Source organism: Bradyrhizobium sp. Ken64 (assembly GCF_055807555.1).
Window position 1 is genome coordinate 232,374 of the sequence record NZ_JBVVPA010000001.1, and the last position, 13,604, is coordinate 245,977.

The window sequence follows — 13,604 nt, forward strand, 5'->3', positions numbered from 1 at the left end:
GGCTCAAGGGGGGCCTGCCCCGAACTCCCCGTCATTCCGGGGCGCGCGTGCTCCTGCTGCCCATCCATGGCGTAGACCGATGCCGAAGCCGATTGGCGATGTTCTTTGCGCATCAGCACGCCCCTAGTCGATTGAGGAGCAAAGACACACGCCCTCGAAGCTGCCCTTCTAGCGACGGGCCCTTCTCAAACTTGACTAATGCGCGCAAGCGTAATCCGCTGCGACACTGGAGCCTGATCCGGGCCGCCCACTATTGTGCCCGTTGGAACGCTGTCCCTGTTCTTTACCACATCAGGTACCCCCGCTTTCTTAGCCACCAATCTCCACTTTCTGCGGAATTCGGTCGTGGACCAAGGTAAGCCGGTGACATCGTTTATGATAATTGGGCCGGACGTTGGGAGGGCCAAAATGTCGAGGCCAAGGGCCTTGAACTCCGCCAACACCATCGGAGCCTTCTTCAGATCGACTTCAATCGGGCGGCCGCTTGATCCTGTCGTGTGCCGCAAGATCAAATTTTTATCGATGTCAGACCAACGTAGGCCACGGAGCCACTTCCGACCATGGATTTCAACGTCGGAGCTTCCCGGCTCCCCGACAGGAACCCACTCACCAATTACATCCTTTTGGCCAAGCCTCAATTCGAATTGAAACGCTTGAACGAGAGCTATCGAATACCAACCAAAGTGTTCGCGAGCCGTGCAACGGATAGCTTGGACATGCTCGGCAGTTAGCTGCACGAAGCGCGGTCCCTGAGTGCTAAACCGGCTCTCGCGAAGTATTTCCGCAAGACGCCTGCACTCTGGATCTTCGAGCAGCGTAAAGCCAAACTTAAATAGAGCCCGAAGCCGCGCGATCATTTCATTCGCAGCGGCAGTCCGACCGCCAGAACCCGAAACCTTGTACCAGTAAAGCAGCGTTGGCGCCGTGATGCCTCGGACCTGATGGTGGCCGTATTTCTCACTTATCCGATCGAACGTGCGGCCCTGCTTGATGCGCACCTGATAGCGAAGTTTTTGGAAAGGCGAGTCCAAATCGCTTCGATAGGAAGCTATTAGTTGCTTGAGCGCTAGCGCCATTGTCCGTCACAGCCCCTCGGCGTGCAAGTACATCAACAGAATGATGGTGATAATCACAACCGCCGCAGCTATGCCAACCACTCCGTCTGCACGGATAACTGCTCCGAAGAAGTGTATTTCGAGTCGTTGAAATTGGTCCACCACATTAGCTCCGTGCTACTTGGCTCAGACGATCCGAACCGATGTCGCCATTGGGTCAGCGTCGGCACGTGGTGCCAAGATTATTCGGCGCTCAAGAAAGATCCTGAGTGATCGTAAGGCCTTAAGCAGGACGCAATGTCATCAGCGCTCTTGCAAAAAAACCGCTGATGTAGGCGACCGAAAACTACTATGCCGATAAGTATCTGAGTGCGCTGTCAAAACCCCGCGCGATAGCGCGACAACATGACGGAAAGAGACTTTGATAAAACATCGCTGCGGAAAGTGGACGATCATTCAAGTGGTTGGCCTGGTCAGCGGTTTTTTCTCTTCCGTCCGCGGCCGTCCATACTAGTAGCGGTGTTGCGGCTTGCGCATTGGGAATGCGCTGGTCCGCAATACCTGGCGACTTCCACTGGAGTAAAACGGCGTCACGGTGAGCGCTGGTATCGAGAGGGTTTTTCTCGCGCGAAGCGCCGAATGAGGCGTTTCCATCCAAACGCACAAATATTTGCGGAGACAGACCCCTCACCCGACTGTACCCGTGTCTGCCAACGGAGATGCCCTCTCCCAGAAGGGAGCACAGCAATTTGCACCGCGATCGCGACGCCCCGATATGTCCGCAATGGGACATTCGCGCCGGTTTGGCGCTCCGATGCAAACTTCCGGTCTAGCCTCGTGAACCGACATGTAGCGGCACCACGTCAACGGAAGCGATGGGCCAACAGGCGACCTGTCGCCACGTCACAGATTCTCCCGCATCCGCCGCTGGAGATTTGCGGCATTGGGTTGCCTTTTGGACCAATCGAAATTAAATTCGCCGTCGATCTTCACCCAATGGCTACGGGTTGGCGCATCGGCCCCCTCAAGTGAGTTGAAGGTGCATATCGCTCTTTCTCGAATGATGGCGCCGATGAAGTCCTGGGCCTGATAGTCGATGAGCGCGACATACTGCACCGGCGGCACCCGTGCGGCTTGGATCATCGATTTTCTGACTGGTTCAGGCACGGCTCGCATCGGGTCGGTAAAAAACTCGTCGAACGTGAGTGTCCTCGTAGACTCGTCTACACCAATCCTTTGATAGGTGGAGGGCACCGCCAGCCGCTCCTGAACCGCTTTGTCGCAGGTCTGCACAAATTGAGAGGTGAGCGGCGGGTAGCCACGAATGTAGGCATAGCCAACAACAATAGCACCAAAGATCGAGACAGCTGCAACAGCGAGCTTAACCTTCATTAATGGCTCTTACAGGTTTTTGCCAACTTGGCTGCATGTTGTCCAACGAGCGCAGGTTGCATCATGCCAATCAACAGAACCCAAATCGAAGAAAGATCATTTAGTATGCGGTCGTTACTAAGCGCTAACGATGTCCGCTTTGGGTCACAAGCGGTCCTCCACCGGCTGCGGGCGGCAGGTCAGCTACGGGTATTACGGTGACAGTGCACTAATTTCAAAGCCATCGCAGTTGATGCCATTGGCGATGCCGTCAAGGGCGTTCCACATGGTGGCGAGGTCGCCTAAAAAGTCACGCGAGTGAGACGACCTTAAAGCGCCCAGCGCTCGAAAACTCAAAGATAAACGGTTTTGCTATCACGCTCACGCGCTCTGACATTCCGTCGTAAGCGCGGACAAAGTAGCGCAGCTTTTCCCATGTCTCGTCGTTCGCACCTGGAAGATAGAAACAACCAGCCTTGTGCTGCTTAACTGCCGATTTCTCCGGCAGGAGTGTGTGAAATTTTCGGTCGTGGCTCAGAACAATCCAGCCCTCTTTAGCGACCGCCTCAAGCCACACGTCGTCCGGCGTATCATGTTTAAACTTGAACTTGTTCTTCGGGTCGTGGTGGTATTCGACGGAAAATGACTTCGGGCGCGCCGCCCGTACCGCTTCCGGAAGGCGCTTGCCGAAATTCCTATCAAAGTAAAACGTCAGTTTAGACGCGGCGATTTACGCCTCCCAGCCCCTAAAAGTCCTTCGAACTTTAATGCCTCTCGGACCTCGCTTTTATCGAGGCCAAAATCTTCCGCGATGTCGCTGTCGGACTCGCCGGCATCGTGGCGACCGCGCAAGACCCAAGTCGCAATTCCGCGAACGGCAGGCGCGCCAAACGATATACGCGGGTCGATAATGATCGACTTTCCCGCACCAGCTACGTGCCAACGCAAGGCAACATGTTCCTCGTACTCGAATTCCTTGAGCCGACCGATGACCGATTCCCATTCTAGCTGGCCTTCAGCATCAGCTTGCACAACGGTATTTGGCCCCACGTCGATTTGCTGCGCGTCCAAATACAGGTGCTTGGCGTTCTCTTTGAACTTGTACTCAGCGAACGGGAACTCGCTCTTGAGTTCATGCGCCGCCCAGGAGCGAGCCTTTCTGATCCGGGGCATGGAAACCCCAGCTTTGCGGAAGGCCGCGACCACTGCAACCTCGATCAACTGCATGTAGCTCAGCGCCGACCGCTGCTCGCGCTGCTTGAGCAATTCGGCTTCAATCCGATGCCACGCCGCAACAGTCTGCGGCGCTACCTGAGCATAGTCGGCAGCCTCGCTGATCTGGTAGGCGGGGAGAAGCATTCGACGCCGCCAAGGCTCGTCTAGTCGTTCAGACACCAAGGTTGCCATTGTGAGGACTCACTATCCAAGAGAGTAAGCCGGTCTAGACCGGTTCCGCTACGGTTGTTTGGGCTTACGAATAACGCGCGGGATCAGCATCAACGGCACTATCGATAAGTAGGAACATTTATAGAACAAAGCAACAAACTTGAATTTCTCGTTTATAATCAATAGGTAATTGCTGGGTATGCTAAGTGAAACTCCACCTCTCTATGTCCGCGCGCGGCTGTAGGGATTTGGATAAATATCACCAAGTGAGCCTAACATTTCCATCGATGGCGGGCTGGACTGACGGTGGAAGTTTCGTAATCTGCTGCCCATCGCATCATTTGCAGCGGCTGCACATTTGTGGTTGCCATCGGAGCAAAGCGGACTGGTTTGCAATTCATGAGTACGCACCCTAGTTCGGCCTCCCCGCAATGATCTCCTGCAACGTCGCCACATGCCGCGCGAAAGCGCCGCGGCCCGCCGCAGTCGCAGTCACCGTGGTCTGCGGCTTCTTGCCGACGAAGGCTTTTTCCACCGAAACGTAGCCCGCCTTGGCCAGCGTCTCGATATGCGCACCGAGATTGCCGTCTGTCGCGCCGGTGAGCTTCTTCAGCCGGGAAAACTCCAATCCTGTGGTGGCCGGCAGCGCGTTCAGTGCCGCCATGATCTTCAGCCGCAACGGCTGGTGGATGATGTCGTCGAGCTCGGCCATCAGATCCGCCGCATCCAGAGGCCGCCGAGGATCAGGCCGCCGCCATTGACGAAGGCCATCCAGAGCGGAAACGCCTCGCCGATGTAGAAATAACCGATCAGCGTCAGCGCGGAGATGCCGAGACCGATCGCCATGAAGGCATAGCCGAACCAGAGACCCGCCAGCGAATAGAACAGCATGAAGTAGAGCGGCCAGAACGTGCCGAGCTGGCGCGGACCGAAATGACCGAGCAAATTGGTGCAGAGATAACCGAAGGCGAAGAACAGCACGAACACCAGAAGGAGTCTGACGTTGAAGGCGGCGCCGTGGGAGTGGTGCGGCGGATTGAAGATGCGCAGCGCCACCAGACCGCCGGCGCCCAAAGCGTCCGCGGCAACCCAGGCGTAGACCGCATAGACCGGCCAAAGCCAGGTCACGAGATTGGCGGCGAACACCAGTATGCCCCACCAGACGGCAGCGTGGCTCGCCAGCTCATAGAGCTGCGATTGCTTCACGCGCTGGACGATGTCGTCGATATCGGCCAGCGCCGCGGACGCTTCCTTGCTGTCGATCATGTCGTCCCTTTCCGTCCCTGGGCTATCTCGTATGACGCTCGGTGACAGCTGAGCAAGCGCCTCGTCCTTCGAGACGTCAGGCGGACCAGGCGGCTTGCTCCGGCCTCTCCCGCTTGCGGGAGAGGCCGACGCGACCCGGGCGATGCGCCAGCATCGTCCCGCGCGCGGCGGGTGAGGGCTCTCTCCACTTGGGGATTTTTTCCGCAATTCTCGACGATCCCATTGCGGCGACAGCCCTCTCCCCAGCCCTCCCCCGCAAGCGGGGGAGGGAGCCTACCGCCGATGCCGCTCCATCGTTCGCTCTCATATGCGGTTACCCTGTCATCAACGGGGCGCATCATGACTGCCCTGCCCCGCGCGTCGCCACATCGTCGGCGATGAGCGAGATCGCCTTCGGGCTGGTGACGATGCCCATGTGGTTGATGCCGTCGATGATCCTGACGTCGACCGACGGCTTGATGGCCTGCACGACTTCCGCATACTTGTCCGAGATCATCATCTCGTCCTCGGCGCCGCCGAAGATCGTGACCGGGCGGGTCGTCGCCGGAAAATCGATGCGATAGCCGCGCGTCGCGAAATTGCGCATCAGGCGTTCGGAATAGGTGGCGACGAGATACTTGGCCGAAGTCGCCGGCACGGCGAGCGCGAGCACCGGAAGCTGCGAACAGCAGTCGATGCCGAGCTTGCGCAGCGTGGCGAGCGCGAAGAGGCGCGGCAGGTCGGCATTGGCCCAGCCGCCGGAATGCGGCTTGTTGGTCGGCGCGTCATAGCCGAGATAAGGCGCGAGCAGCACGGTGCGCACGAACATGTCCTGCATGATCGGCGTCGCGGCGACGCGCAGCGAGAAGCCGGCGCCGGCGGAATGGCCGATCAGGGTGAGCGGCAGCTCCGGCGCGGTCTTGCGCACCTCGGCGACGAAGTCGACGAGGTCGTCTTCGAGCTGGCCGACATAGCCAATGTCGCCGCGCGTGCCGGAGCCGCCATGGCCGCGAATGTCGAGCGCCCAGGTCTCCACTCCGCGCGCGGCGATCGCATGGGTCAGGGCATGATTGACGGTGCCGCTGGAGCCGGACGAGCCGTGGATGAAGATCGCGCCACGGCCGGTTGCAGCACCGGAGCCATTTCCGTTCCGATGGGCTCCGGATTCTTGTTTTGACGCGTTTTCTTCACGCGAACCGGCTTCCACTTCGCTTGAAAACGCTTTGGCAGCGTAGTGGCGGAAGCCGATCCAGGTGCCGTCGCGGGCCTGGAAGCGCTCCAGCGGCGGGAGGGTGGTCCAGTCGATGCCCTTGGCTGAGTCGGAGACCGACTTCATCTCCGGCGGCCGCTCCAGCGGCGTTGCGATCATCACGGCCAGGATCAGCGCCACGCCGCCGACCGCACACAGGGCCCATTTCAGTCCGCTCAAGACGCCGCGCAGCGATCGAATTGCCATGATCCACTCCCCTCAAACTGACAAACTATAGAGAACTCTATAATACAGAGTACTCTTCTGATCAATCCCCGGATTGGCGCGGCGCTGCAAAAATCCTTAACGTCGGGTCTGATCCCCACATGCCGAATCGTTTGCCGATGCCTTCAGCGGAACCCCTGCTCAACACTCCCGAATTCACCGTTTCCGAGCTCTCGCAGTCCTTGAAACGGACGGTCGAGGACACCTATGGCCATGTCCGGGTCCGCGGCGAGATCTCCGGCTTCCGCGGCGCGCACTCCTCCGGCCATTGCTATTTCGCGCTCAAGGACGAGAGCGCCAAGATCGAGGCGGTGATCTGGAAGGGCGTGCACGGCCGCATGCGCTTCAAGCCCCAGGAGGGGCTCGAGGTCATCGCCACCGGCAAGCTCACGACCTATCCGGGCTCTTCGAAATACCAGATCGTGATCGAGGCGCTGGAGCCGGCCGGCATCGGCGCGCTGATGGCGCTGATGGAGGAGCGCAAGCGGAAGCTCGCCGCCGAAGGCCTGTTCGACGAGGCGCGCAAGCAGCTCTTGCCGTGGCTGCCGGAGGTGATCGGCGTGGTGACCTCGCCGACCGGCGCCGTGATCCGCGACATCCTGCATCGGCTGGAGGATCGTTTCCCCCGCCACGTGCTGGTGTGGCCGGTGAAAGTTCAGGGCGACGGCTCGGCCGAGCAGGTCGCGGCAGCCATCCGCGGCTTCAACGCGATTGCCCCGGGCGGCAGGATTCCGCGGCCCGACGTGCTGATCGTCGCGCGCGGCGGCGGCTCGCTGGAGGATCTGTGGTCGTTCAACGAGGAGATCGTGGTCCGTGCCGCGGCCGAGAGCATGATCCCGCTGATCTCGGCGGTGGGGCATGAGACCGACATCACGCTGATCGATTTCGTCGCCGACAAGCGCGCGCCGACGCCGACCGCGGCGGCCGAGATGGCCGTGCCGGTGCGCAGCGATCTCTTTGTCGAGGTCGGCGATCTCGGGCGACGCACCCGCGCCTATTGGCTGCGCAGCCAGGAGAGCCGTCGCAGCGAGCTGCGTGCGGCCGCGCGCGCGCTGCCGGCCGCCGGCGATCTGCTGGCGATCCCGCGGCAGCGGCTGGATTCGGCGGGCGCGTCCCTGCCCCGCTGCCTCAAGGCCAACACGCACGCGCATTTCCGCAGGTTCACCGCCGCAGGCGCCAAGCTGACGCTGCGGGTGCTGCACGGCCAGATCGCGCAGGCCGATCATCGCCTCACCGTGTGCGGCGAGCGGCTCGGACTGTCCACGCGCTCGCTGCTGCGGCGGCGGCGTGATCGTTTCGCCGGGCTGGAAGTGCGCTTGCGCGCCTCAAAACTCTCCAATGCGCAGGCGCAGCGCAACGCGATTGCGCGCCAGCGCGAGCGCACCCATCGCCTGGCCGAGCGCGCGGGCCGCGCGCTGGTGACGCTGTTGCAGCGGCTCGATGCCCGGGTCGAGAACAGCGGCAAGCTGCTCTCCGCCCTGTCCTATCGCGGCGTGCTCGCGCGCGGCTTTGCGCTGGTGCGCGACGAGGCCGGGCATCCGCTGCATGCGGCAGACGCGATCGGGCCTGGTGCAAGGGTCGAAATCGAGTTTGCGGATGGACGTGTGGGTGCGACCGCGGATGCGGATCGTGCAGCACCGACGGCAAAGCGCGCGCCTTCGCAAGCGAAGGCGGCGGCGCAAGAGGCAAAGCCCGCGCCGAAGCGCGTGGGCAAGCCGGTGGATCAGGGGAATTTGTTCTGAGGGGCGACAGCGGCGCAACATTCTCGCCGTCGTCCTGGCGAAAGCCAGGACCCATACCGCGAGGTTTATCGGGTACGCGCGGTGCCAATCCCGAACGACCAGTCTTGGCCAAACTACTCCCTGGGGTAATGGGTCCTGGCTTTCGCCAGGACGACGCTGGGAGAGGCTTGTGCTCAGCCGTCGTAGCCCGCATGAGCGTAGCGATATGCGGGACCAGTGGCCCCGGACATCGCTACGCTCATCCGGTCTACAAGACTGCGCGTCTCAGCGGCAGGACAAGCCTGCGTCGATCGTGGTCCAGAAGCCGCAATGTTCCGGCGCGAGTTGCGGCGCGCCGGCATGGGCTTCGAACAGGAAGACCGCGACGGTGAAGACGATCAGGGCGGAGGAGAACAGGGCGAAGCGGTTGCGCATGGGATTGCGTTTAATCGACATCGTGGTCGAATGATGGCGTTGCCGCGGGTTGAAACCATCACGGCGCGCGGTCCGTAGATTCACGGTCGGCCCCGCTGCGGTGGAGCGTGTAGCCCGGATGGAGCGGAGCGTAATCCGGGGTTCGCGCCACACACAACGACCTTCCCGGATTGCGCTTCGCTCCATCCGGGCTACGGCACTGCCATTACCGCGCCAGCCACTCGACGACCTCTTTCTGCGACTCCGCGCGCGCCTGCGCATCCGTCCCGAGATGGCCGTGCTCGGGTGCGGCGGCATCAAGGCTGCCGCTCGCTGCATGCAGCGGCGTGTTGGCGCGGTCGAAATCGTGATAGGCGCCGGGATAGACCACGATGCGCGCGAGCGCGCTGCGGCCATGCGCACCATCGACCATCTGGCGGCAGGCCGGCGGCGACGAGACGTCGTCATTGCCGCCGATCAGCACCAGCGTCGGCACCCGTGTGCTCCAGCCCAGGCCCGCGGAAATCCTGCAGTCCGGATAGAACGCGATCGCGGCGCGGAAATCCGGGCCCACATCGCGCGCGAGGTTCTGCGGACGCACGGCCCAGAGCAACGCGCTGGCGCCATTGGCCCATCCCATCAGGCTGACGCGGTCGCGCGCAACCCAACTCTGCCGCATCAACCAGGCGCGCGACGCCGCGATGTCGGTGACGCGTTCGCGCCGCGCCTTGACGTGCATCTCCTTGACGCGGCATTGCGGCCCGAGCTCGCGCGAGCCGTAGCTGTCAGGGAGCAGGACGGCGTTGCCGGATCTGAGCAGCCGCTCGGCCCATTCGCGATAGCGCGGCAGCACGGAATCGGAATGGCCACCGAGACCGCCGCAGCCGTGGAGCGCGATCACGGTCGGAAACGGCCCGGTGCCCTCGGGCTTGTAGAGCTGCGCATGCAGCACGCCGGATGCCAGCGGAATCTCGACCGGCTGCGGCGCCGGCGAGCCTTGCGCGGCCGACATCAGGAGCGTCAGGAACAGGGCGGTGAACGGAAGGCGCATCGAACTTTGCCGTTGGATCCTTCGCTCAGGCACTATCATGCGGAAACGGCGCCAAAACATCACAAACCGGTGGGTTTACCGGGCGGACAAGCCACCCTATCTATGCTACATCCCGTCCAACACATCGCGCCCTCCCATGTGATCCCGGAGCGGCCTTCCACGGAGACTTTCGACCGTGCTGAACAAGTTCGGCCCCTCGGGCCATGGCGAAGCGCAGGTGCAGTATCTCGACGGCGATTTCCGCGTGATCTCGCCGGGGACCTTCGTGCGCTGCGCGATCACCGATACGCGCATCCCGCTCGACGAGTTGAAATACTGGAGCGTGGATTTGCAGGAAGCCTACGCCACGCCCGCCGCCGTGCTCGAGCGGCATTATCCGGGCGCGCCCAAGCCGCAAGCGTGAGGCCGGGGGCAACAACTTCATCGCATTCTCCTGAGCGGTTCAAACCGGTAGGCGTTTTGCGATGAACGTCGCGTGAATGTCCTCGTCGCCCTGGCGAAAGCCAGGGCCCATTACCCCGCGAGCGCGTGTGAGGCAAAGCGGGAGCCACAGTGAATCGCAAAACTAAATTCGGTGGCAATGGGTCCTGGCGTTCGCCAGGACGACAGTGGGTTTCAGCGCCTTGAGAACCGCCGTTCCCGCGCCTTGTAGAGATGATCGCTGATCAGTCGCTTGAGCGCAGCCGGGTCGTCGAACTCGAGCTGCACCGCGAAAGGCACGATGCCATCCGGCACGCCTTCGCGGCCGTGCAGGCGCGCGAGATCTTTTTCCGTGGTCACCAGCATCAGCTGCTCGCGCCGGGCCTCCGCGGCGAGGGCTGCGATCTCGTCGTTCGAAAACATGTGATGATCGGCAAAGGCACGCGTAGCCGCGACCTCGATACCGCCAGCACGCAAGCTGCGGAAGAACCGTTCGGGATCGCCGATGCCGGCGAACGCGAACACCGGCGTGCCCAACAGTCTTGCAACCGACCCGGCGTCGGGTGTCAGCCGCGCGCGCAGCGCCGGCTTGTTGCGCCGAGCAAGCTCGGCGGCGACATCGTCGGCGGCGCGGCCGCCGCCAATCAGGACCAGCGCGTCGGTGCGCGCGAGCTGCGCCTTCAGCGGCGCACGCAGGGGACCGGCCGGAAACACCTTGCCATTGCCAAGGCCGCGCTCGCTGTCGATCACGATCAGCGAGGTGTCCTTGAGAAGGCGCGGATTCTGGAAGCCGTCGTCCATCAGGATCACGGTGGCGCCTTGCGACTTCGCCAGCACGACGCCGTCGAGGCGGTCGCGCGCAACCGTGACAGGGACGTCGCGCGCCATCATCAGCGGCTCGTCGCCGATCTCGGACGCGGTATGACGCGTCCGGTCGACCATCACCGGGCCCTTGAGGCTGCCGCCATAGCCGCGGCTGAGCACCACCGGCGTCTCGCCGAGCTCGCGCAAAAGCTTCGTCAGCGCCAGCACGGTCGGCGTCTTGCCGGCGCCGCCGACATGGTAGTTGCCGACGCAGATCACGGGGATGCCGGCGTCGACGCCCTCGCGCAGCATCCGCCGTTCCGTGATCGCGCCGTAGAGCGCACCCAGCGGCCCCAATGCGTAGGATTCGAGCGAACGTGGCCGGTACCAGAAGGCCGGCTCACGCATTGGCGGCCCCCATCTCGATCCGCAACTGCAGAAGATAAGGCTCGAGCGCGGTCATGGTGCGGTTGAGCGCGCCGCCGAGATCCTCGACCACGCCGGCGCCCGACTGGTGGATCTTCTGGCGCAGGGCAGGATCGGCGAGCAGCTGGCCGAGCTGCTTGATCAGCAGTTCCTGCGTGTCGGCCTGGCGCGCGCCGCCGCTGTGATCGAGCGCCTCGTAGACATCGGCGAAATTGAAGACGTGCGGACCATGGACGATGGCCGCGCCGAGCTTGATCGCTTCGATCGGATTCTGGCCACCATGGTGGATCAGCGATCCGCCCATGAACACGATGTCCGAGAGGCGATAGAACAGGCCGAGCTCGCCCATGGTGTCGGCGATATAAACGTCGGTGGTCGCCGTCGGCAATTCGTCGCGCGAGCGCAGGGCCGGCTTCAGGCCGGACGCCGTGATCAGGCCCGTGATCGAGGAGCCGCGATCCGGATGGCGCGGCACGATCACGGTCAGGAGCTGCGGGAAGAAACCGCTGAGGCTGCGATGCGCCGCCACCAGCATCTCCTCCTCGCCCGGATGGGTCGAGGCCGCGACGATGACCGGACGCCCGCGCGTCATCGCCAGCAGCCGTTCGAGCTTGGCGGGATCGGCCGGGGGCGCCGGCACGTCAAGCTTGAGATTGCCCGTGGTGACGACGTCGCGGCCGCCGAGCGCCGAGAAGCGCGCGGCATCGGTCTTCGACTGCGCCAGACAAATGTCGAACCGCGACAGCAGCGCCGAGATGGTGCCTTGCATGCGGCGCCAGCGCGGGAACGAGCGCGGCGACATCCGCCCGTTGATCAGCACCATCGGCACGCGGCGCGCGGCGCCGGCCAGGATCAGGTTCGGCCACAGATCGGATTCGATGAACAGCGCCAGCGACGGCTTCCAATGGTCGAGGAAGCGCGCGACATAACGCGGGGAATCATACGGCACGTATTGATGGATGACGTCGGGCGGAAAGCGCTTTGCGACAATGGCAGCCGACGTGACGGTGCCCGAGGTGAGCAGAATGCGCAGGTTCAGATCGCGCAGGCGCTCGATCAGTGCCGCCGCGGCCAGGACCTCGCCGACGCTGGCGCCGTGAATCCAGACCAGCGGACCGTGCGGCCGCACGTCCCGGGACAGGCCGCGCCGTTCGCCGACGCGCGCGGGATCTTCCTTGCCCTGCTTCAGGCGCCGCTTGATCAGCACAGGCGCGAGCGGCACCAGGCCGCGCGCCAGGCGCCGGTACATCCGCAGCGTCAACGGCAGCGAGCCGGGCAGCGATTTAGGCATCTGCAGGTCCCGGCCGGCCGAGTTGCGCATAGGCGCGGCGGGTCGCCTCGTTCAAGGTCTCTTCCAGCTCGAGCCGCAGCGCTTCCATGGTGGCGGCGTTCGCATCCGGCGGAACGTGGATTTCCTTGATGCCGACCAATGCGCCCCGCCCGAACGGCAGGTTGATGGTGGTGCGGTCCCAGTTCTTGAGCCGGACGAAGCGGCTGGTCGCCATCGCAAAAGGCATGATCGGCCGCCCCGATTCCCGTGCCAGCATGATGATGCCGAGCCCGGCCACGCGCGAGCGCTTGGGGACGTCGGCGGTCAGCGCGACATTACAACCGTCCTGGAGCGTCCGCACCATTTCCTTGAAGGCACCGACCCCGCCTTTGCGATGAAACGCGCCGCCATGGTCGCCGGACCCGCGGATGGTGCCGATGCCGAGCCGCTCGGCGGCAATCGCGTTGAACTCGCCGTCGCGGTGACGGGAGATCAGGACCCTGGCCTTGTACCAGTCCTTGTTCTTGATGAAGGGGGTGAGGAAATGCTGGCCGTGCCAAAAGGCGAAGATCGCCGGGATCTGCGGCTCGACGCGGTCATAGACGTCAGGTGGATCGAACGTGAATTTGTTCGTCCACCAGACCAGACGCAGATATTCCGCCGCCAGGATTCCGACGGCACGCTGAACGAAGCTGCTCCTCAGCGTATTGCGAAGCAGCTTTTTCAACGCGCCGGTTCTTGATTCGGGTCGAGCAGCCGGTGGAGATGGACGATGAAATAGCGCATCTGCGCGTTGTCGACCGTGCTCTGCGCCTTGGCCCGCCAAGCGGCGTGCGCGGTCGCATAGTTCGGATAGAGGCCGACGATCTCGACGTCGTCGAGATTCTTGAAGGTGTTGTGCTCGAGATCGACGAGCTCGCCGCCGACGACGAGGTGGAGCAGTTGTTGCGGGGCACTATCTGGCATC

The 13,604-nt window shown here is 62.8% G+C and carries 15 protein-coding genes; 2 read left to right on the forward strand and 13 right to left on the reverse strand.

The window, feature by feature from the left end; all coding sequences use genetic code 11:
- Positions 1–185 precede the first annotated feature (185 nt).
- From AC0L2F_RS01170 to AC0L2F_RS01200, 7 genes are all read right to left on the reverse strand, one after another.
- On the reverse strand, positions 186–1,076 hold the full coding sequence (locus AC0L2F_RS01170) for a hypothetical protein (RefSeq protein WP_473247211.1): 891 nt from the start codon (positions 1,074–1,076) through the stop codon (positions 186–188).
- Positions 1,077–1,958: 882 nt separating this feature from the next.
- Positions 1,959–2,447, reverse strand: coding sequence for a hypothetical protein (locus AC0L2F_RS01175; RefSeq protein ID WP_473247212.1), 489 nt, complete (start codon positions 2,445–2,447; stop codon positions 1,959–1,961).
- A 289-nt stretch (positions 2,448–2,736) separates the two neighbouring features.
- Complete coding sequence (locus AC0L2F_RS01180) at positions 2,737–3,156, reverse strand: PIN-like domain-containing protein (protein WP_158267987.1); 420 nt, start codon at positions 3,154–3,156, stop codon at positions 2,737–2,739.
- A complete protein-coding gene (locus tag AC0L2F_RS01185) occupies positions 3,138–3,785 on the reverse strand; it encodes a DUF433 domain-containing protein (RefSeq protein ID WP_473247213.1) in 648 nt (215 codons plus the stop codon). Before AC0L2F_RS01185 ends, AC0L2F_RS01180 begins: the two co-directional genes overlap by 19 nt.
- 439 nt (positions 3,786–4,224) lie before the next feature.
- Positions 4,225–4,524 (reverse strand): winged helix-turn-helix domain-containing protein, encoded by a 300-nt coding sequence (locus AC0L2F_RS01190; RefSeq protein ID WP_473247214.1) that lies wholly within the window; start codon positions 4,522–4,524, stop codon positions 4,225–4,227.
- Positions 4,524–5,078, reverse strand: coding sequence for a hypothetical protein (locus tag AC0L2F_RS01195; protein ID WP_473247215.1), 555 nt, complete (start codon positions 5,076–5,078; stop codon positions 4,524–4,526). Before AC0L2F_RS01195 ends, AC0L2F_RS01190 begins: the two co-directional genes overlap by 1 nt.
- Positions 5,079–5,415: 337 nt before the next feature.
- Positions 5,416–6,513: an alpha/beta hydrolase gene (locus tag AC0L2F_RS01200; protein ID WP_473247216.1), complete on the reverse strand. Its 1,098-nt coding sequence runs from the start codon at positions 6,511–6,513 to the stop codon at positions 5,416–5,418.
- A 137-nt stretch (positions 6,514–6,650) separates the two neighbouring features.
- Between AC0L2F_RS01200 and xseA the strand changes: the two genes are divergently transcribed.
- On the forward strand, positions 6,651–8,273 hold the full coding sequence (gene xseA / locus AC0L2F_RS01205) for an exodeoxyribonuclease VII large subunit (RefSeq protein ID WP_473247217.1): 1,623 nt from the start codon (positions 6,651–6,653) through the stop codon (positions 8,271–8,273).
- Positions 8,274–8,537: 264 nt separating this feature from the next.
- On the opposite strand, the gene AC0L2F_RS01210 is transcribed toward xseA, so the two are convergent.
- Both AC0L2F_RS01210 and AC0L2F_RS01215 read right to left on the reverse strand, forming a co-directional pair.
- Positions 8,538–8,771 carry a hypothetical protein gene (locus tag AC0L2F_RS01210; protein ID WP_167552228.1) on the reverse strand — a complete coding sequence of 78 codons (234 nt, stop codon included), beginning with the start codon at positions 8,769–8,771 and terminating at the stop codon, positions 8,538–8,540.
- Between the two features lie 121 nt (positions 8,772–8,892).
- On the reverse strand, positions 8,893–9,717 hold the full coding sequence (locus AC0L2F_RS01215) for a dienelactone hydrolase family protein (RefSeq protein ID WP_473247218.1): 825 nt from the start codon (positions 9,715–9,717) through the stop codon (positions 8,893–8,895).
- Positions 9,718–9,892: 175 nt separating this feature from the next.
- On the opposite strand from AC0L2F_RS01215, the gene AC0L2F_RS01220 reads away from it, so the two are divergent.
- On the forward strand, positions 9,893–10,120 hold the full coding sequence (locus AC0L2F_RS01220) for a DUF2093 domain-containing protein (protein ID WP_007596922.1): 228 nt from the start codon (positions 9,893–9,895) through the stop codon (positions 10,118–10,120).
- A 212-nt stretch (positions 10,121–10,332) separates the two neighbouring features.
- On the opposite strand, the gene lpxK is transcribed toward AC0L2F_RS01220, so the two are convergent.
- Genes lpxK through AC0L2F_RS01240 form a run of 4 tightly spaced genes read right to left on the reverse strand, consistent with a single transcriptional unit; the run spans position 10,333 to position 13,603 of the window.
- A complete protein-coding gene (gene lpxK / locus AC0L2F_RS01225; protein WP_473247219.1) occupies positions 10,333–11,349 on the reverse strand; it encodes a tetraacyldisaccharide 4'-kinase in 1,017 nt (338 codons plus the stop codon).
- Positions 11,342–12,688: a 3-deoxy-D-manno-octulosonic acid transferase gene (locus AC0L2F_RS01230; RefSeq protein WP_473247220.1), complete on the reverse strand. Its 1,347-nt coding sequence runs from the start codon at positions 12,686–12,688 to the stop codon at positions 11,342–11,344. The genes lpxK and AC0L2F_RS01230 overlap by 8 nt, the downstream gene beginning before the upstream one ends.
- Positions 12,651–13,364 (reverse strand): lysophospholipid acyltransferase family protein, encoded by a 714-nt coding sequence (locus AC0L2F_RS01235; protein WP_007614948.1) that lies wholly within the window; start codon positions 13,362–13,364, stop codon positions 12,651–12,653. Before AC0L2F_RS01235 ends, AC0L2F_RS01230 begins: the two co-directional genes overlap by 38 nt.
- Positions 13,361–13,603 (reverse strand): DUF4170 domain-containing protein, encoded by a 243-nt coding sequence (locus AC0L2F_RS01240; protein WP_007596929.1) that lies wholly within the window; start codon positions 13,601–13,603, stop codon positions 13,361–13,363. The genes AC0L2F_RS01235 and AC0L2F_RS01240 overlap by 4 nt, the downstream gene beginning before the upstream one ends.
- Position 13,604 lies beyond the last annotated feature (1 nt).